This is a genomic window from Anatilimnocola aggregata (genome assembly GCF_007747655.1).
GTDB lineage: Bacteria > Planctomycetota > Planctomycetia > Pirellulales > Pirellulaceae > Anatilimnocola > Anatilimnocola aggregata.
Genome location: NZ_CP036274.1, coordinates 7,449,837 through 7,470,081, shown reverse-complemented (window position 1 = coordinate 7,470,081; position 20,245 = coordinate 7,449,837). Strand labels below are relative to the sequence as shown.

The window sequence follows — 20,245 nt, the reverse complement described above, 5'->3', positions numbered from 1 at the left end:
AGCGTAGCCCATGCTGCGAGATATGCATAACTGGACCGAAATCCGTCGTCTTGTCCTGACCGAGAAGAAATCCAAACGAGCGGTTTGCAGGGAATTTTCCCTTCACTGGCAGACCCTCGAAAAGATCCTGCAGCACCCTGAGCCGCCCGGTTATCGACAACGTCTGCCCCGGGAGCGGCCCAAACTCGATCCGTTCCTGCCGATCATCCACGAGATCCTGGAGCAGGACAAAACGGCGCCCCGCAAGCAGCGCCACACCACTAAACGGATCTTCGACCGCCTGCGTGCCGAGCATGGCTACACCGGCGGGATCACGGTGGTCGGCGAGGTCGTGCGGGAGTGGCGAACGACCACGGCGGAGGTGTTCTTACCCTTGTCGCATCAACCGGGCGAAGCCCAGTTCGACTTCGGCGAAGCGGAGGTGGTGCTGCAAGGCATGCCGACGAAAGTCGCGTACTGCGTCATGTCGTTGCCGTACAGCGACGCGTTCTTCGTGCAGGTCTTTCCTCGCGAATGCACCGAGACGTTTCAAGCGGGCCATCAGCGGGCCTTTGAGTTCTTCGGCGGCGTGCCCCGCCGGATCAGCTACGACAACAGCCGGATTGCTGTGGCCCGGTTCGTGGGGAAACGGGGTGACACGCCGACGCGTGAGTTCCTACGGCTGCAGAGTCATTATCTGTTTGAGCATCACTTCTGCCTGGTGCGACGGCCGATGGAGAAGGGGCATACGGAGAACCTCATCGGTTTCGCGCGGCGGAACTTCCTGGTGCCGGTACCACGGACCGGCAGCCTGGAAGTGCTGAATGCCGAACTCGAGCGGCAGTGCTGTGAAGATCTGGAACGCCAGTTACGCGGACAACCGGCGAACAAAGCCACGTTGTTGGCAGAGGAGCAGGCTGCGTTGTTGCCGCTGCCGAAGTCGGGCTTTGAAGCGCGGCGAGTCGAACCGGCCCAGGCCAACTCTCTTTCCTTGGTTCGCTTCGACGGCAACGATTACTCGGTGCCGACGCAGTATGCTCATCAGAAAGTGACCGCAATTGGCGGCCTGGAGGAAGTTCGGCTGGTCGTTAACGACAAGTTGGTTGCCCAGCATCCACGCGACTGGTCGAAGGAGCAGGTCCATTACAACCCGCTGCATTACCTGGCACTCTTGGAGCGGAAGCCAGGGGGCTTGGACTTCGCGAAACCCCTGGAAAACTGGGGCTTGCCGGACTGTTTCGATCTCCTCCGGCGGCGTCTGGAAGCAGATGGCGGCGCACACGGCCGCCGGGAGTTCATCAAAACCTTGCGGCTGCTGGAGACTATCTCGCTGGCTGCATTAACTGCGGCGATTGAGCGGGCACTGGAGATCGACGTTCTGGCCGTCGATGCGATTCGGCTGCTCGTGCAGCAGGGACTGGAAGAGCCGACGCGGTGGTTTCGGCTGGACAATCATCCGCATCTGCAGTCGCACTCGATCCCTCCTCCCAATCTCCTGTCTTACCGTGAACTGACCTGCGCGCTGACGACGGGAGGTGTGTTATGAAATCTCTCGAAACCAAAAGCACGGTGCTGCTCAAGCATCACTTGAAGGCCCTACGGTTGCCGTCGTTCCTGGAGGGCTGCGAGAAAACGGCCCAGCGGTGTGCGACGGAGAACGTCGATCATCTGGGCTTTCTGCTGCAACTGTGTGAGCTGGAGTTACTCAACCGTGAGAAGCGTGCCAGCGAGCGGCGGCTCAAGTCAGCGCGCTTTCCCAACCTGAAATCGCCTGGTGATTTCGACTTCGCCGCCCAGCCCTCGCTCAATCGCGTGCTGGTGGCAGAACTACTGCGGTGCGAGTTCGTGGAACGCCGCGAGTCGGTGATCTTTCTCGGGCATCCGGGCACGGGGAAGACGCACCTGGCCATCGCGCTTGGCATTGCCGCCTGTCAGCGGGGTAAACGGGTCCGCTTCTGCCGCGTGACGGAACTGATCACGCAACTTATGGAAGCCCGAGAAGAACGGACGCTGCTGCGGATGAAGTCGTCACTAGCCAAGTTCGATCTGCTGATCCTCGATGAGCTGGGTTACGTCCCCGCCAGTAAGCTGGGCGCGGAGTTGCTCTTCGAGGTCATCAGTAGCGCTTACGAACGCCAATCGTTGATCGTGACCACCAATCTGCCGTTCGAGCAATGGACCGAAGTCCTGGGCAGCGAGCGCCTGACCGGCGCCGTGCTCGATCGGCTGACACACCGCTGCCACATCCTCGAATCGACCGGCGAAAGTTATCGCTTGCAAGACGCGCGGCGCCGCCGCAAAGGATCGCGCCCGAAACCGGCGACCTCATCCTTGTCACCCGCCGATGAAACGGCAGAATCCTAGCCGTCGTTACAACCGTCGCAATCCTTCCTCCTCCGGAGGAGGAAGGATTCTTACTGGAATGCCCCAACACCCTGATTTAGACTGAGACCCTTCCCCACCTCAGCGCCACACTTTTCAACCGCCGCGCGCTGCACTATTCGACCGTCGTTTACATCCGGGCGTCGGCTTGTCCAAGTTTGCGACCGGTGAAGCCTGAATAACCCCCTGCCGCTTCGCCCAATTGAATGCCCGCTGGACGCTGCGGAAGGCCCCGAATTTAGACGAATCCGATTGACTGCTGTACTGTTGATCTACCCACCGGGTAACGTGGTACGCCTTCAAGTCTTGGACTCGGACCCTAGTTCCGATATGCCGGGCGAAGCTGTCCAAGTAACGCTTGTAGTATTCGAGCGTCTTGGGAGCCTGGTTGTTGCCGACCCAAACTAGGAACTGGTCTAGCACTTCGACCACGGGAGTCGAGGGAGCCATTTCACGATGGCCCGCCATAAGATCGTGGTACTTCTGCCAAGCCGCTTCGCGGTCGGGTCCAAGTGGGACTTGCTTACCCTTTATCTGGACATACCACGACGCTGTTTGCTTGCGGAAGAACGGGAGTGGAACACGCATGGAAAGATACCCTCTCGGCTAAAGACTAGGCCGAAAGGGGACAGCCGGGCGGCTATCTCTGCACAAAACTCTGCATTTTGCGTGTCAGAACGATTTTTGCCCCGAAGGGCAGTTGCTGTAAGTTGCTTATTTCTAAGAGCTTATAGCGAGTGGAGGATAACGGACTTGAACCGATGACCTTCTGCATGCCATGCAGACGCTCTCCCAACTGAGCTAATCCCCCGATCGTGTTCGGTGATGTTGCTTCCGGCGAAGGAAAATCGACGTCTGCCACTTTGGGGAAGCAGCAATCGCTCTTGTTGATTTGGCCTTCTGCCGGCTAACGTAGTCGCCGAATAACGTAAACTACTGATGCTGCCCGATGATGTCAAGGACGGACGACGGTGACCGTTGGTTCACCTGGCCCATCCGCGAATCTCGAGTAGCAACACGCCCGATTACATCGACGGGAAAGGCTGCGGCAGTTGAACAAGTTTGCCCCTACCATTGCGAAAATCGGCATTTCCGTGGCCCTGCTCGGCTTTTTGGGGTACCGCGCCTCGCTGGACCCCAAATTGCCAGAACTGGTCGAAGGGCCCAAAGCCTGGGGCATGCTGCTGGTGGCGCTTGGTGCCGTGCTAACGGCGGTGCTCACCACCATTCTTCGCTGGCATTTGCTCCTGCGCACGCTGGGTTTGCAATTCACGCTCCGGGAATCGCTGCGGGCCGGGTTCATGGGCTATCTGTTCAATCTGTTGCCGCTGGGGCTGGCCGGTGCCGATGCCGTGAAGGCTGGGTTTTTAATCCATCGGAATCCCTCGCGCAAGACCGAGGCAATTGCTTCGGTGATTATCGATCGCATTCTCGGGCTCTATGCGCTGCTGGTCATGGCGGGGGTCGCCGCCTTGCTGTTAGAGCGCAGTCAGCCCGAGTTTTTTGCCGACAAGAATAACGCGGGAACGCTGTTTCTTTGCAGATTTGCCCAGTATCTGGCCCTCGCCAACACCGTGGGCTTTGTCTTCATGTTGATTCCCGGCGTGACTGGCCTGAAGTTCTGGGATGGCCTCGAACGTTGGCCGGGCGTCGGGGGCGTCTTTAAAAAACTGGTCGCTACCATGCGGACTTACCGGCAATCGTCGGGCCGGCTGATGGTGGCGGTGGCGATGAGTTTTGCCGTCCACTGCTTTTACGTGGCCATGGTCTACTTCGCGGGGCGCGGCCTGCTAGACGCTAGCATCCTGCCTCATCCGCAGCCCTTTCCTCAGCCATCGCTGGCGACTCACTTTGTGTTTGTGCCCATCTCGATGGTCGCTGGTGCTTTACCCATTGGGGCCTTCGAAGCGACGCTCAACGGTCTTTACTACGCCTTCTCGCCGGTTGGTGTGCCTGAGAGCCAGGGGCTGATGATTGCGGTGATCTATCGCTTGTTGCAAGTGTCGGTCGCTACGATTGGTGTCGTCTATTACCTGGCTGGCCGTCAGGAAGTGAAGCAACTGCTGGCCGAGCAAGTCGCGGCCGATGTCGCGGCCGGCAAGGCCTAGTCATTTGCGCGGCAAAACGGATCGCTTTGGCGGCTTCTGCCAGGGCCAGTTGAACGCTGCTGGCTGCCCTTGTTCGTTACTGTGCAAGGCCTTAAGATACGGCGCGGGAGTCTCTGGACGGGCCGGCGCATGCGCATGAGGCCCGTTTCCATTCAACGGGCTTCCGTTGGCAGTTCTTTCGGCGGTCCTACCTGTTTAGGTGTTGTGCCGCCGTACCAACAAGGAGCGGGTCTTGAGCGGATTGTTAGGGGTGATTTATTTGACCGGTCTGCTGCTGGCGCAAGGCGCTGCAGCTGCACCTGCCGGCGGAGCTGCTCCTGCAGCAGGCGGCGGTGGGTTGACCGATACGATTTTCGGCACATTCGCGTTGCCTATTATGGCCATGCTGCTGCTGATGTATTTCATGCTGCTGCGGCCCGAACAAAAGAAACGTAAAGAGGCCGAGCAAACGCTCAACAGCCTGAAAAAAAACGATCATGTGGTGACGATCGGCGGCATCTGCGGCACGGTCGTGAACATATCGCCTGGCTCAGCCACCATCACCATTCGTGTGGATGACAATACCCGGCTGAAGATTCTCCGCTCCGCTGTAGCTCGCGTTGGCGAACCTGACGCGCCCAGCGACGGCAAAAAAGAGCTGGCCTAGATGTCCGCATCCTTGGATGGCGTGCATCCAGGGGCTTCCTTGTTTCGCCGGTGAATTGCTGCCGGGTGAGTTTATTTCTCAGTTCGCGTTTTGGGACGTGTTGACATGCTCTCTCCCTTTTTCCAGTTCCTGCTTGCTGCCGAAAACCGGCTGTTGCCCGCGTTGCCCACCTACTTCGGCGTGCAACTCGATTCGGTACTGCCGTTGATTCTGGCGGTGGTGGGAATCGTGTTGGGCATTCTGTACGGCAACTTCATCCGCATGCCCGACCACGGTTGGCGCGTCGGTCTGATTGCTGCCAGCTTTTTGGCTGCCCTCTCGGTCATTCTCTTTTGGGAGTACAAACTGGGGGTCGATCTGCAAGGTGGTGCCATTCTCGTTTACGAGGTGGACGTCGAGGCGACTGCCGAAAATCATCCCCAAGGGCGCGGCGACGACTGGAAGATGTCGGACCTGATGCAGGTGCTCAAGCGGCGCTTGAATCCCGACGGCTTGAAAGAAATTGTCATTCGCCCGTTCGGTCCTAAGCAGGTCGAAATCGTCGTTCCCGAAGTGGAAAAGGACGAAGTGGATGTCATCAAGGAGAGGATCATTGCAGCCGGCGTGCTCCGGTTTTTGATTCTGGCCGATAGCGCCACACGCGATCAACGGCTGTGGGAAGCTGCCACTGCTCAGTCCGAAGATGCGGTCGGCGCGAAGAATCGCCTGGCCCGTAACGTGATCGATCCCGATGATCCCACGGGCGAACGCATTATGGGCGTCTGGGTGGGACTTGACCGTCAGCCCGGTTCCGATCAAGAAACTCGCCCGTTCCTAGCCCCCGAAGCACTCTACGGCACTCGCCTTCGTAACGGCGAGACAGGGCAATTGATCGATATCAACGCCGGCGGCCCGACGGCGCAACAAGACTTTCAGCGCGATCCGGTCAGCTTTTTCGCCAAGCGCGGCATTCGCGATGTGGAAGTGCTGATGACGTTCGATCCCGATTACGATGTGCGCGGCAGCGACCTGGCCCGCGCCAGCGAAGATATCGACGAAGGTGGCGGCTGGTGCATTCGCTTTAACATGAAGCCCGATGGCGCTTGGAAGATGCGTCACTTGACCAACGAAAACAAGCCAGTCGGCAACACCACGCGCAAGTTGGGGATTGTTTGGGATAACAAGTTGGTTTCGGCCCCCAACATTCAAAGCGTGATTAGCGACAGCGGTCAAATCACCGGCCGCTTTACACAGCGTGAAGTGAAGGAAAAGGTCGAACTCCTTCGTTCGGGAAGTATGCCCGTGGTGCTCAAACGCGATCCGATCAGCGACGACCGGATTGGTGCCACGCTCGGGCTCGATACCGTCCGCAAGGGAAGCCAGGCGATTCTTATTTCGCTCTCGATCGTGTTGGTATTCGTCATGTTCTACTACCGCACCGCCGGCGTGATTGCCTGCTTTGCGCTGGTCCTCAACATGATGTTGACGGTCGCCCTGATGTTCGCCCTCAAGGCCCCGTTCACGCTCCCCGGTCTGGCGGGATTGGTGCTCACCGTCGGTATGTCGGTCGATGCCAACGTGCTGATTTACGAGCGCATTCGCGAAGAATTAGAACGCGGGGCCGCGCTCCGCATGGCCATTCGCAACGGCTTCGATAAAGCCTTGGTCACCATTATCGACTCGAACGTGACGACCTTGCTCACGGCGGTCATTCTGTATGTAATCGGTACCGACCAGGTTCGCGGCTTCGGCATGACCCTGATCCTGGGTATCGTCACCAGCATGTTCACCGCGATTTTCTGCTCGCGAGCCATTCTCGAAATTGGCGAACGAGCTTACCGCTGGAATACGCTCTCGATGTTGAAGTTCTTCACTCACGCCAACATCGACTGGATGGGGTCCTTCAAGCCGGCCGCGATTGCGTCCGTCGTCTTGATTGCTGCTGGTCTGGTGGCGACCGTGTACCGCGGAGCGGGCATCTTTGATATCGACTTGGCGGGTGGGACATCCGTTCAGTTCATTCTCGATCCAACCATTTACGGGAAAGAGACCGCCGATCAGATTCGCGCTCGGATTAAGGATGCGATCGGTAAAGAGATCAATCCAGCAACCAAGAGCTCGATCGATCACAACACCTATCAAAAGTTTGTGGCCCAGACGACTGTTGAAGGCGCTGCCGCCGAAGACCAAATGGTCTGGAAGGTCGATAGTTCGCTCGAAGATGTCGAACTGCTGCAAGACATCATTCTCAAAGCCTTCCGCACACCCGATGGCCGCGAAGGGCTGCAAACCTATGGTGTTTCCTATCACGATGTGAAGGAACTCCAATCGGGCGAAGCTGCCCCACCACCAAAGGCTCCTGCGCCTCCGTTGCCAGCCACTCCGGACATTCCGGAAACGCCCGAGAAGAAGGTTCCTGCAGCTGACCAGCCCAGCGTTGAAGCACCACCTGCCAAGGAAGCAACTAAGCCAGAACCGGCCAAGCCAGAACCAGCTAACGAAGCAACACCCAAGAAGGAAGAGCCCAAGGCTGAGGAACCAAAGGTAGAGGCACCGAAGCCCGAAGAACCGAAAAAGACTGAGCCGGCCAAAAAGGGAGAAGAGCCAGCTAAGAAGGACGAAGAAAAGAAGGAAGAAGAAAAGCAGGACTCGTCCGACTGCCAGCCGGAAGAGGAAAAGAAAGACGAAACTCCCAAGGCCGAAGATAAGCCGGTTGAAAAGACTGATGACAAGCCAGCTGATAAAGCTGCGGAACCGAAGGTAGAGTCGCCGAAGGCTGAAGAGCCAAAAACGGAGACGCCGAAGACAGAAACTCCCAAGACCGAAGCGCCAGCCGCGGTGGACGCCGATCCAACCAAGCAGATTCCTGCCTTGCCACCGATCGTTCTGCCAACCAAGCCCACAGCTCCGGAGGGGATCGCGCTGACCGAAGCAGTTGTTGATTTGAAGAATACGACCATCAGCGGCGATGCCCTGGTCGATCGAATTCAGGCAGCTGCCGAAAAGGCCATCAATCAGCGAACGGTGGTCGAAGTTTCCAACCCTGGTTGGTCACCGCGCGACAACAAATCGTTCAGCAAATGGACCGTGACGTTCTCGCTCCCCAAAGAGGAAGCCGAGAAGGTTCTTAAGCAACTGGAACTTGACCTGAAGGATCAGCCCGTCTGGCAAACGTCGAGCAAGATCGGCGGTCAAGTCTCGGAAGATACGCGATGGCGCGCGGTGTTGGCGATCATTGGCAGCATCGTCGGCATGATTGTCTACATGTGGATTCGCTTCCATAAGATCAGCTGGGGCATCGCAGCCGCCGTCGCTCTGGCTCACGACGCTCTAGTGATGCTGGGTGCGATCGCCATTAGCTATTGGCTGGCAGGTCCGCTCGGCTTCTTGATGATCGAAGAGTTCAAGATCAGCCTCCCCGTGGTGGCCGCATTTTTGACGCTCATCGGTTATTCGGTCAACGATACGATCGTGATCTTCGACCGCGTGCGCGAGATTCGCGGCAAGAGCCCCAACATTAATGGCGACATGATTAACCTGGCCGTCAATCAAACCCTTAGCCGCACGTTCCTCACCGCAGGAACGACGTTAATCGTAATCACGATTCTATTCTTCATGGGTGGCTCTGGCATTCACGCGTTTGCCTTTGCCTTGGTGGTCGGTGTGATCTCGGGATCGTATAGCACCGTGTTCATTGCTTCACCGCTGCTGGTGTACCTGATTGGTCTCGACCAAAAGTTAGACCAGGTGGGGAGCACCAAGCCGACTCCCAACAATTCGACGCGCGGAGCGGCTTAACGCGGTTTACATTTCGGCAGGCATTCAAGCGAGAAAACGTCATGAGCAAGCGCGGGTTCGATCGTCAACCGAATCGTTCCCGCCGCCATTGGCTGCAGGGCTCGCTGGCCGCGATCATCGGAGGTTCGCTTGTGAATGCTCAGGGATTGGGGCTTGCCGAAGAACCCGCCGCCAAGCCAGGCCGCGTCTACGCTCTCGCGCTGCATGGCGGTGCGGGAACGGAGCCCGATAAGATGACCGCTGCCGAGCGGCAGGCGATGGAAGCTTCGCTCGGCCAGGCGCTCGATATCGGCCTGGCGATTCTCGCCAAGCATGGGACCGGCCTCGAAGCCGTCGAGCAGGTCATCCGCCACCTGGAGGACGATCCGCAATTTAACGCCGGCCGCGGTGCGTGCTTCAATCACGTTGGCAAGCACGAACTCGATGCCTCGATCATGGATGGCAAGACCAAAGCGTGTGGCGCGGTCGCTGCCGTTCGCACGGTGCGCAATCCCATCTCGCTCGCTCGCCTGGTCATGACCAAGACGCGCCATGTGCTGTTGATGGGTGATGGCGCCGAGCAATTCGCCGACGAAGCGCAAGTCGAGCGAGTTGCCAATGAATGGTTCTCTACAGATCTGCAACGCGAGAAACTAGCACGCGCGAAAGCGCGTGAAGCGGAGCGGAAAGAATCGCTCGAAAAGAAAATGGGAACCGTGGGCTGCGTCGCCTTAGACGTTCACGGCAATCTCGCCGCTGGTACAAGCACCGGCGGGCTGACGAATAAGCGCTGGGGACGGATCGGCGACTCGCCCATTATCGGTGCCGGGAACTACGCCGATAACAACACGTGCGCCATCTCTTGCACTGGCACCGGCGAAGAGTTCATCCGGCACAATGTGGCTCACGAGATTTCTGCCCGGGTTGCCTATCGTGGCGATACACTGGCCGCAGCCGTCGACCATTTGCTCAAACAGGTCCTCAAGCCCGATGATGGCGGCTTGATCGCGGTCAGTAAGTCCGGCGAAATTGTGATGGACTACACGACCGACGGCATGGCCCGCGCTGCGGGCGATTCGCGCGGCAAACGCGAGATTAAACTCGGACGGTAATTACTCGCTGGCCTCCTCACTCGCTGTCTCTGGACGAGCCTCATGTTCTTGGGCATCGAAATTGGTGGTACCAAACTGCAGTTGGGCGTCAGCGACGGCCGCGGCACACATCTGGTGGCTATCGAGCGGCGCGATGTCGATGCGCGGCGAGGTTCAGCTGGCATTCTCGAGAATATTGAAGCGGTCGGCACCGCGCTGTTGCAAAAGTACAAGTTGCAAGGAATTGGGATCGGCTTCGGCGGTCCTGTGAATTCGGCCACTGGCATCGTGACCAAGAGTCATCAAGTCGATGGCTGGGATGATTTCCCGCTCGTCCGCTGGTGCCAAGAGTCGTTCCAATTGCCGGCGGTGATGGGGAACGATTGCGACGTTGCAGCGCTGGCCGAGGCGAGGTTGGGTGCCGGGCGCGGTAGCCGAAGCTTGCTCTATGTCACTGTGGGAACCGGTGTTGGCGGCGGTCTCGTGATCGAAGGGAAAGTGCATGGCAGCGGCCGGCCAGCCGTGGCCGAGATTGGTCACCTGCGCCCCGGCTTGCACGACGATCGACCCGAAATGACCGTCGAGTCTCACTGCAGCGGTTGGGGCATCGCGGCCACTGCCTTGGCCCGCATCAGCGGCGAAGTCTCGCGCCGTTTGGAAGTGCTGAGCGAAGGAGTAACACCTGCCCATCGTCAGCAGATTCTGCAGCGCATGGCGCTCGTAGCTGAGACCGAGCGCGAGTATATCGCCGACCTATTGCAGCGCTGCGAGCAAGACCCCGAGCGACTGACGGCCAAGATCATTGCCCAAGCAGCGCAGGACGGCAACGATATCGCCCGCGATGTTTACTTGCATGCCACGCAGGTGTTGGGCTGGGCGATTGCTCAAACCATTACGCTCGTCGCGCCCGAGGTCGTCGTTGTCGGTGGCGGTGTCTCGCTGGCCGGCGATCAACTTTTCTTTGAACCGCTGGCTGAGCAGATCGAGCGCTATGTCTTTCCAGCGCTGCGCGGTTCCTATCGTTTGCTCCCTGCCGAGTTGGGCGAGTTGACCGTCGTGCACGGCGCTTTGGCATTGGCCGCGAATAGCGAAAAATAGTTCGCCCGAATTTCGTTGTCGCAGCGCGGCGAACTCGCCAGAATGAGTTGCTGCGGATGGCGTCTTTCTCTCTCTGGGGTGCCTTATGAATCAGCGAGTGGTTGGGCTCGTCGTGGCAGCGACAATTCTGGGCTTATCGCAAGCGCAGGCCATTCCCCCGCAACTGAGAGGAATGAGCGGGCCGACGATCGCTGTGCAATTTCACGAGTCGTCCGTGGAAATTTCCTCGCTGCTCGATGTGTCGAACGTCGCGTTGCAGTACTCCGACGGCTCGGTGCAGCGGTACGAAAACCTGCAAGGGAGACAACTGACAATCGGTGGGTCGGGCTCTCATTTCGGTAAGGGAATCGTGAGGGTGTGGGTCAAGGCTGGCCCCAATCTCAGCGGTCATGGTCCGGGCTTGGGTCAACTGTTCGAGCGCCCCGCGACGGTTGCCATGGATGCAACTCCCAACCCACAACGAACCAAGCGGTCGTATACGGCAACCATGCGCAACCGCCAGAAATAGTAATTCGCTTGCTGCCAGTTGCTAACACAGCACGACAAATATCATCGGCAGTTGCTTGGCAAGTAGTCACTAAGTATAAATAATAGGAGTGGCTGGATTGGCAACTTGGTGGAGGAGGCTGCGCGGTGGAAGCGATTCGCGCTGTACCCTGGAACTGTTTCGCGGCATTGCAGGGAATTCATCGAGTGCGGCGAGACGAGCCACAGGTAGGCGAAATTGAGTGTCAGTACCCCCGACATCATGCTGGCGTCAACGGCTAGAGCCACAAGGGTTCACCGGCAGGGGTTTTTCAACAGATAGGATGATTTCAGGGTTGCCAAATTTGGTGCAATTCGTTGTCGCGAAACGGGTTGCAAGTTTGTCCGCAAAAGGGGGGTGTTGATAAGCCTAGGGACGCTGCACCAGCATGGACTGCGAAGCCACCGAGAGAACTCCCTGGCAAGTGACGAGCGAGCGCGTGACAATGAGGCCATGTCCAACGTTGACCCAGATCCCAAGCAGCAGCCCGCCGACCCAGCGGCCGGCCTCACCGGCTATCGCTTTGCCACGGAGGCAGAGTTTCAACAGCAGGTTCGGTCTGAGCGGGCGATGCGAGGTCCGGTCTTCTGGTCGTGGCTAACCTTCCCCTGGACCCAATCAGTCTCGATCTGGCGGCACTATTCGGCCCAAGTCACGGCGGCTCCGTCGTTTCATGTGCCGACCCGATTTGGAATGTCGGCAATTTTAGGAATTACAACAGCGTTAGCTTTGCTGTTCGGTTTGCTTCGCGCGGTCAGTGCCCACGAGTTGCTGTACCTGTTTTTCGGGCTGCTAGCAATGATTATTTGCCTGGTCCAAATGCGCTGGGGAGGCATTGCTCGGCAGGTATCGGTGGTCGCCGGAGCAGTGCTGTTGCCGCTGTTTGTCGTTGGGATGGCTATGTTTGTGGATCGCCGGGCTCCCATGCTGGCTTTGTTCTGCTCGCTGTTGATCAGTGTGCCGCTGGGTGGCTTCCTCGGGTACCTGACCGGAGCCTGCGCCGGCGGGGTCTTTCTGCTGATGGACCTGTTCGAGAAATACTGGACTCGGCGGGCTACGGAGTCGCGGCTTGACGGGCCCGTCAAGCAAAGCTAGAATCCGCCCAAACTCTAGGACAGATAACGGTTTGTGCCGCGAGAGTCTCCTCCGAAAACGGGTGCTCAGCAGTTCTTCCGCAAATCTGCAACTTGAGCTTTTGCCCACTACCTGCTGCTGGCTGATTGCGTCCGTTCGCAGCCCGCATGATTGCTTATCGTTTGCTCATCTAGTGATTCATAGGAAATAGGTATGGCCGACGCCCGCAAGCCTTCCCAGCGAGCCGGGACGTCCGCGCGGCCCGCTACCAAGGCGGTCGCGGTCAAGAAGCCTCGGAAAAATATCATGGCAGATTCGGAAGCGGTTACTGGCAATGTGTTCGATGTGGACCGGATTCGCCGTTTGGTCGAGCTCATGAAAGAGCACGACCTGAACGAGATCGACCTCCGCGAGTCGCGGCATCGCATCCGCATTCAACGCGGAGCCGCTGTTCAATACGCGCCGCAGCAGTTCGCCGCTCCCATCATGGCAGCCGCCACACCAGCGCCGGCACCCGTCGCAGCTGCTGCGACCGCCGCACCCAAGGGACCCGTGGCCGATGGTCCGGGCATCACAGTCATCAAGAGCCCGATGGTCGGCACGTTTTATTCGCGGGCCAATCCTAAGGCGAATGCCTTTGTTAAAGTGGGCGACCGGGTCGACAGCAACACGACCGTTTGCATTATTGAAGCCATGAAGGTTTTCAACGAAATCCCGGCCGAAGTACGGGGCACGATTGTCGCCGTGCTGGTGGAAGATGGCGAAGCGGTCGAGTTTGACAAGCCGCTGTTCAAGGTCGATACCAGCAAGTAAGCCGCCGGTCGTCCGGCCATCGAGCATATGTACAAACGAATTTTGATTGCTAACCGCGGCGAAATTGCCTTGCGGATCATCCGGGCCTGCAAAGAGCTTGGCATTGAGACGGTGTGCGTCTATAGCACTGCCGATCGCGGTTCGCAGTATCTACAGCTGGCCGATGAAAGCTACTGCATCGGCCCCGCCAAGAGCGCGCAGTCGTATCTAAAGATTGATCAGATCATCAGCGCCGCCGAAGTCGGCAACGTCGAGGCCATTCACCCTGGCTACGGCTTTCTCGCCGAGAACGCCCACTTCAACGAAGTCTGCCGCAGCTGCAAGATCGACTTTATTGGCCCTACGCCGGAAGCGATGGATGCCCTCGGCGATAAGAACCGCGCTCGCGAAGCAGCCCGCAAGGCCAACGTCCCTGTCGTTCCCGGTTCAGCTGGCCTGATTGAAGACGACGAAGAAGCTGTCCGCACTGCCCGCGAAATTGGCTATCCCGTCCTCATCAAGGCGACTGCCGGTGGTGGTGGCAAAGGAATGCGCGTCGCCGCCAACGAACTGGCGCTCAAGCCCGCGTTGCAAGCTGCCAAGACCGAAGCCGCAGCTGCGTTTGGCAATGGTGGCGTCTATCTCGAACGATACATCGAAAAGCCGCGCCACGTCGAAGTGCAGATCATCGCCGATCATCACGGCAATGTTTGCCACCTCTTCGAACGCGAATGCTCGACCCAGCGTCGCCATCAAAAGCTGATCGAAGAATCGCCCGCTCCTCGCTTGCCTGCCGAGCGGCGGAAAGAGATGTGCGAAGCGGCTGTGCGACTCATCAAGCAAGTCGGCTACACCAACGCCGGCACCGTCGAATTCATTGTCGACCAGCAAGACAACTTCTACTTCATCGAAGTCAACGCGCGCGTGCAAGTCGAACACCCTGTCACCGAAATGGTGACTGGCATCGACATTATCAAGACGCAGATTCTGGTAGCGTCCGGCGAGCCACTGCCATTCAAGCAGGAAGACATCAAGCAGACGGGCTGTGCTATCGAGTGCCGCATCAATGCCGAAAATCCCGACCGCAACTTCCAGCCCAATCCGGGGCTCATCAAGCAGATGTTCGTTCCCGGCGGTCTGGGCGTGCGGTTCGATTCTCATGCTCACGCCGGATATGTCGTGCCCCCTCATTACGACTCGATGATCGGCAAGCTGATCGTCTATAAGCCCACTCGGGCCGAAGCGATTGCCACGATGATTCGCGCGCTTGACGAACTGCGAGTCGAAGGCATAGCGACGACTGCAATGTTCCACAAGAAGGTGCTTAGTCACGCCACCTTTGCCGATGCACTGGTCGATACCGGCTTCGTCGAACGGACGTTCCTCGCCCCCGAAGTTCACAAATAGCTCGGCATTTTTGGCACGCTTAGCGGACCCGCCACTTAGGGCGACGACTTCAATTCAAAGTCGAATTTGTTGTGCCCGGGCTTCACTTCAGCTGTGAACCCGCTGGTCGCAGGATCGCTATATTTGGCCGGGGTAATCAATTTGGGCATTGGCGCGCCACCGGGTTCCGTGGGAAGAATGACGTCGTTGGCGACGACGACCACCCGGTACGTCCCTGGAGTCAGGCCACGTTCTGTGCCTGTCTGAATCCGGTATCGCCCTGATACATCGATTGCTCCGTTGGCGAGTGCTCCGCCTGGCGCGTAGAACGAGATGTCGCCCCTCGATAACGGCTGGCCGTCAAGCGTAACCTGTCCTTCGACCGTGGAAATAGGGCCCTGACAGCCCACCAGCGCCAATAGTCCGCAGGCCAGTAACAAGGTGGGGAGTTTTAGCTGGCGATCATTGAACATCGGACGAATACAACTCTGTACGCAGACATCGAGGTTAAGGAACAATCGCCGTTTCCCCTTCTGCTTTGGTGGCCAGGTAGCGATACAAGTCGTAGTTGATGTTCTGCTGAATGATGCGCACCGAGCCATCGCCCAATACGAATTGGACAATTCCCGGATGCTTGCTGCGAAAGGTCATGACGTTCCACCAGCTGCCCACGGTCGGCGGATAGACGAAGAAGTTCGGTGGGCCGTGGCAACTGCAGTAGTCGCCGTTGGAATAGAACGCGGCCGAATGAAAATTCTGCGAGACGACGTCTTCGCCCACCATGAACGTATTCGAGGTGCCGTCGGTAATTGAACCGAGCCGCACTCCGTCTTGATAGTTGTTGCGATAGAAGATGCCGTTACACAGATTGGTGTTGTGCCGATCGGGCGTGGGACTGGGATGCACGCTGCTGGCATTTCCCATCTTGTGATCACCCATCACTCCCTTGTAGTTGGTGCGAGTTACCAAGAACGTCTCGCACTGCCACTGACCCAAGGCAGCTTTACCTGCATCGGGATCGGATGGACATTGCAGGAACTTGACGGGTGTCTTCATCGCGTCGCGACACTCGACTGCTGGATCGTTGAGACCTGCCCCTCCTGTAAAATCGCCGTTGAAGTATTTTTCGAAGCGGGTGTAGAGGGCCGTCTGCTCGGCGTGCGGCAAAATGCTGACAATCCAACCTTTGCCATTCCGCACGGGGGTCGGACGTGCCCCTTCCGACCAACGACTGATGCTAATGGGAAGATATTGAAACGTGTCGTGATAGTTATGAATCGCCAGCCCGAGTTGTTTCAAATTGTTCGAGCACTGGGAGCGTCGCGCCGCTTCGCGGGCAGCTTGCACGGCGGGTAGCAACAAGGCCACGAGCACGCCGATAATGGCAATCACGACCAGCAACTCAACCAGCGTGAAGGCACGCCTTGGAGAGGAACCATTCATAGAGATCGAACCAATTTCAGCAGCGTTCCCTCGGCAGTAAAAGGTAGTCGGCAATGTAGCGTGAGCGCCAACTAAAATCCACCGGAAAATTCTGCAATTACCGGCGCTGGATGAACGCGTTCGAGAGCTTACAGCAGTTCGCTGGCGAGGTCGGCCAGTGCTGAGCGTTCGCCTTTTTCCAGTGTGATGTGGCCGTAAATGGGCTGCCCCATCATGCGATGGATGAGATAGCTCAGGCCATTGGAGAGAGCGTCGAGGTAGGGCTGATCGATTTGTTTGATGTCGCCGGTCAGGACGATTTTTGTCCCTTCGCCCGCACGGGTAATAATCGTTTTTACTTCGTGTGGCGTCAGGTTTTGCGCTTCGTCAATGATGAAGAAAATCCGCTGCAAGCTGCGGCCGCGAATATATGCCAGCGGCGTGATGAGCAGCTTTTCGCTTTCCCTCATTTCGTTGATGCGTTGGGCGGCCACATCGTGATCGCCAAACTGATGTCGGATCACGGTAAGGTTGTCATACAGCGGTTGCATGTACGGATCGAGCTTGGCGCTGATATCGCCGGGCAAAAACCCCAGGTCGCGATTGCTGAGTGGCACCACCGGCCGGGCGAGCAGGATCTGGCGATACTTCTGACGGCATTCCAGTGCTGCGGCCAGGGCGAGCAACGTCTTGCCTGTTCCCGCGGTACCCGCGAGCGTGACCAGCTTGATGCTGTCGTCGGTCAGCATCTTGAGTGCGAACGACTGCTCAGCATTACGGGGAGAAATACCGTACGTCATCGATTTTTCGACCCGCACCAGCATCTTGTCTGCATGACGAAACGTGCACAGTACGCTCTTGCTGCCGTTGCGCAAAATGAAGTTCTCGTTGGGCAACGGATTCACGATCGACGGAATCCTCTCAACAGGAACGAGCCCACCCTCGCTGTAAAACATTGAAATCGCGTCGCCGGGCGCGTCTTCAATCACGCGTTTGCCTGTGTAGAGCTTATCGAAGCTCTCGACCTTGTCGGTTGTATAATCCTGCGCCGGCAACCCGAGTCCCTTGGCCTTCATCCGCAGGTTGGTGTCTTTGGTTACCAGCACCACGCGGCGCTTGGCTTCGCGTTTTTGCATCACCAACGCGCAGTTGAGAATGCGATGGTCGGGCGTATCGGCGGCGAAGGCGGCTTTGACGCGCGGCTCGATTTCGCCGCCGAGCACGACACGAATCGAACCGAGACCAGGGCCGAGACTAATGCCGTTAGCAGAGAGTAGATCGCCAGTCAGTTCGTCGATACGCCGCAAAAAATCGCGGGCTTGAAAGTTGATCGCTTCATTCCCTCGTTTGAAGTGATCGAGTTCTTCGAGCACCGTAATCGGGATGGCGATATCGTTTTCTTCGAAGTTCTGAATGCAGCCGCTGTCGTGAAGGATGACGTTCGTATCGAGAACAAACAGCTTGGGCGTGAGGGCCGCTGATTCAGTCATTCTGCGCTCCGTGCATGGCGAGAAGTGCCTCCTGAGAACGCACCTCAGTCTGCCCGATTCCCGCCAAGCTGACAAGGACGGATGGGGCCAGGAAAGTGGCGGTGCTGATAGTGACTGACTGCTTGCCAATCCTCAGCGGGCCTTGTGAGGTCGCTCTTAGTCATTCGCCGGGGGCATGGATTTGACGAAGGCGGGGTCCGCGGCCAGCATTCTTTCAATTGTTTCTCGCCCAATGCCGTTCTCCAATTCGGCGATCCGCTTTTGCAGCTTGATTCGCTCGATGCCGGACGTGAAATGCGGCATCGCTTGTTGATAGCAAGAGTACGCCCGGACTTGCATTGCGGCCCGTTGTGAAGTCTTGAATTCGTCAGCCAGTTGCCAATAACTGTCGCCCAATTGCACGAGCGTTTTCGGGGTCTTGTTGGGTTCCAAGTCAATCGTAGCGACAAACTTCAGCCGGATATCTTCACTTTGCAGCAATAGTGGCAAACCTAAATCCCAGCGGCAGCGAACCAGGCACAGATACTTGCCGATAGTGTCGCAGGCCTGGGGATCGGTCGGCTGCTGCGCGAGCGTGCTTAGTGCGCCGGGAACTTCTTCGTAGGCGATCTTGGCGGCTTCTATGTATTGCCGCAAAAATTCAGTGCTATTGAGTGCCTGCTTGTTCTGCTGGGCACGGTAGCAGGCAACCATCACATCGAGCGCGGTGTTGGCGACGTCGAATTGGTTTTGCTGAATGCCGGCAATCACCAGGCTCTGCGCTTCTCCTTGCAGCGCACCTAGCTGTCCTGACCGACCTGCCGGTTGTTGTAAGTCGGCAAGCGTCTTCGCTCGCAAGGCGAGGACATTGATGTCGAACGTCTTTTCTAGCGCCTGGAGAGATTTTTGCGCAGTCGCGTAGTCGCCAATCTGAATTGCCAAATCGCGTGAAATCCGCATGCATTCGTATTGTTCAGCCGGTCGGGTGAGCGTGGCAGCGTCGGCCAGCAGTTGAACGGCTAGTTTCTGCCGGTCTTGCGGTGTGCGAGCTCTGGCATAGTCAGGTGCATAGACTTCGCGCAACGAGTCGCGTGCCAGTTTCAAGTCGGCCTCGTGTGGAATGGGAAGGACGCCGATTCGCTGGTTGCTGCTGGTAACTAATAACGCTGTAATTGCTGGCAGGTCGACTTTGGCAGCTGCAGCCATCGGGGGCAGAGGATTAGTGCTTTCTGGTGCAGTTGCGTTTGAATCTGGGCTAGTTAACGATGTGCCGACGACCGCTACTGGAATGTTGGCATTTGGATTGGCTGGGGCTCCGGCCACCGGTCCACCAGCGACCGTGATGACGTCCTTCACAATTTCGTTAGCCTTGGGTCCATCGCCGCCAGCGAAAGTCAGTAGAGCGCGAACTTGTTCCGCGGTGGTTTCTTTAGGCACTCGTCGCACGGTCGCATTTGCCAGAATCGCAAAGAATCCGTCTTCGCGCAGCGAACCTAGCCCCGTTTGCGGCACATCGAGATTTACAGGTAGATCGGCCGGCTTGGTCCACGGTACTGCGTGGGCATCGTCGACTTCGACGACCAACAGCGTATTCTGCAGACCATCATTGAACTGCGTGAAAGGGCGATTAGAGTTGGGAGCCATCGCCACCGACGTGCCGATGGGAAATAGATAGTTGGTCTTTTCATCGAGGCGGTCGGGCGATTGATACTCCGGTGGAATCTGCTGCAGCAATTTCAAGTTGTGTGGACTATCCCACGATTCAGCCAGGTGAAACTGACGATAAAGTTCAGCATGCCCGAGTTCCTTAAGTATCGCGACACGCCAACTTAGTAGCGGAGCCTGGGTGTTTTCGTCGCAGAACGCCGGTGCTGGAACTGAGTTGGAGTATTGCATGTAGCTCTCCAGCGCGGCTGCAATTGCTGCAAGATTCTTGATGGTTCGCTCGCGTCGTTCCGGTTGGGTGAGCGTGCTGACGGCTGGTGGGCGCTGGACAGCAACTGTCGGCTGCGGCAGTTGTTCATTGGCTGCGGGAGTAACACTGGCAGGAACTGTGGTAACGACTGTGGACGGCGGAGCAACGGTCGTTGCTGGTGCGGGTGGAGCTACTGGTGGTGGGGCAGCTTCAGGCTTCGCCGGCTCGATCTCTTTCGGTGGTGTGGCAGCCACCAACGCGGGGTCTCCAGGCGGATCATCTGGATTTCCAACGCCGGCGAGCCGCTTCATTCTTTCCAGCTTGCTTTCGCCACAGCCGAGGAGCGAAATCGCCAGCACCACACCCCACAACAGGCACCAACTGCGATTCATGTTCAACCTCGGTCGACTGACAAAAACAATAGTACGAACTGTCCACCTACGAGCCGACTCACTTTCCCGCCTCAGCGTGAAGAATCGATGAACTTTCTGCGAAGAAAAATAGCCGTCTGGTTGGCCGCGGTCAGGCTGGCCCGTCACAGGCCGCACACGATTGCGTATAATGCCACGCTTTCGCCTTCTCCCTTCATTTTCACCCTCCG

At 57.8% G+C, this 20,245-nt stretch carries 15 protein-coding genes and 1 tRNA gene; 11 read left to right on the top strand and 5 right to left on the bottom strand.

Annotated elements, in window-relative coordinates; all coding sequences use genetic code 11:
- The first annotated feature begins 10 nt into the window (after window positions 1–10).
- Entirely contained in the window at window positions 11–1,525 is a 1,515-nt protein-coding gene (gene istA / locus ETAA8_RS28340) for an IS21 family transposase (RefSeq protein ID WP_145086469.1), read from the top strand.
- Window positions 1,522–2,343, top strand: coding sequence for an IS21-like element helper ATPase IstB (gene istB / locus ETAA8_RS28335; RefSeq protein WP_145086466.1), 822 nt, complete (start codon window positions 1,522–1,524; stop codon window positions 2,341–2,343). The genes istA and istB overlap by 4 nt, the downstream gene beginning before the upstream one ends.
- A 756-nt stretch (window positions 2,344–3,099) precedes the next feature.
- Here istB and ETAA8_RS28330 read toward each other — a convergent pair.
- A tRNA-Ala gene (locus ETAA8_RS28330) sits at window positions 3,100–3,172 on the bottom strand.
- Between the two features lie 241 nt (window positions 3,173–3,413).
- Between ETAA8_RS28330 and ETAA8_RS28325 the strand changes: the two genes are divergently transcribed.
- From ETAA8_RS28325 to accC, 9 genes are all read left to right on the top strand, one after another.
- Window positions 3,414–4,469, top strand: a complete 1,056-nt coding sequence (locus ETAA8_RS28325) for a lysylphosphatidylglycerol synthase transmembrane domain-containing protein (RefSeq protein WP_202921324.1) — start codon at window positions 3,414–3,416, stop codon at window positions 4,467–4,469.
- 232 nt (window positions 4,470–4,701) lie between these two features.
- Complete coding sequence (gene yajC, locus ETAA8_RS28320; protein ID WP_145096795.1) at window positions 4,702–5,115, top strand: preprotein translocase subunit YajC; 414 nt, start codon at window positions 4,702–4,704, stop codon at window positions 5,113–5,115.
- Window positions 5,116–5,220: 105 nt separating this feature from the next.
- A complete protein-coding gene (gene secD / locus ETAA8_RS28315; protein WP_145096792.1) occupies window positions 5,221–8,892 on the top strand; it encodes a protein translocase subunit SecD in 3,672 nt (1,223 codons plus the stop codon).
- Between the two features lie 41 nt (window positions 8,893–8,933).
- Window positions 8,934–9,983 (top strand): isoaspartyl peptidase/L-asparaginase family protein, encoded by a 1,050-nt coding sequence (locus ETAA8_RS28310; RefSeq protein WP_145096788.1) that lies wholly within the window; start codon window positions 8,934–8,936, stop codon window positions 9,981–9,983.
- 42 nt (window positions 9,984–10,025) lie between these two features.
- Window positions 10,026–11,060: an ROK family protein gene (locus tag ETAA8_RS28305; protein WP_145096785.1), complete on the top strand. Its 1,035-nt coding sequence runs from the start codon at window positions 10,026–10,028 to the stop codon at window positions 11,058–11,060.
- An 85-nt stretch (window positions 11,061–11,145) separates the two neighbouring features.
- The gene (locus ETAA8_RS28300) at window positions 11,146–11,568 is read left to right on the top strand and encodes a hypothetical protein (RefSeq protein ID WP_145096782.1); all 423 of its coding nucleotides are present in this window, start codon (window positions 11,146–11,148) and stop codon (window positions 11,566–11,568) included.
- 471 nt (window positions 11,569–12,039) lie between these two features.
- A complete protein-coding gene (locus ETAA8_RS28295; protein WP_145096779.1) occupies window positions 12,040–12,681 on the top strand; it encodes a hypothetical protein in 642 nt (213 codons plus the stop codon).
- 285 nt (window positions 12,682–12,966) lie between these two features.
- Window positions 12,967–13,473, top strand: coding sequence for an acetyl-CoA carboxylase biotin carboxyl carrier protein (gene accB / locus ETAA8_RS28290; protein ID WP_145096776.1), 507 nt, complete (start codon window positions 12,967–12,969; stop codon window positions 13,471–13,473).
- Window positions 13,474–13,500: 27 nt separating this feature from the next.
- Complete coding sequence (gene accC, locus ETAA8_RS28285) at window positions 13,501–14,859, top strand: acetyl-CoA carboxylase biotin carboxylase subunit (RefSeq protein ID WP_145096773.1); 1,359 nt, start codon at window positions 13,501–13,503, stop codon at window positions 14,857–14,859.
- 35 nt (window positions 14,860–14,894) lie between these two features.
- On the opposite strand, the gene ETAA8_RS28280 is transcribed toward accC, so the two are convergent.
- The 4 genes from ETAA8_RS28280 to ETAA8_RS28265 form a co-directional block, all read right to left on the bottom strand.
- Window positions 14,895–15,311, bottom strand: coding sequence for a carboxypeptidase-like regulatory domain-containing protein (locus ETAA8_RS28280; RefSeq protein WP_145096770.1), 417 nt, complete (start codon window positions 15,309–15,311; stop codon window positions 14,895–14,897).
- A gap of 34 nt (window positions 15,312–15,345) precedes the next feature.
- Window positions 15,346–16,281 (bottom strand): DUF1559 domain-containing protein, encoded by a 936-nt coding sequence (locus ETAA8_RS28275; protein WP_145096767.1) that lies wholly within the window; start codon window positions 16,279–16,281, stop codon window positions 15,346–15,348.
- Between the two features lie 128 nt (window positions 16,282–16,409).
- A complete protein-coding gene (locus ETAA8_RS28270; RefSeq protein WP_145096764.1) occupies window positions 16,410–17,750 on the bottom strand; it encodes a PhoH family protein in 1,341 nt (446 codons plus the stop codon).
- Window positions 17,751–17,906: 156 nt separating this feature from the next.
- Window positions 17,907–20,036, bottom strand: coding sequence for a DUF1559 family PulG-like putative transporter (locus ETAA8_RS28265; protein ID WP_145096761.1), 2,130 nt, complete (start codon window positions 20,034–20,036; stop codon window positions 17,907–17,909).
- Window positions 20,037–20,245 lie beyond the last annotated feature (209 nt).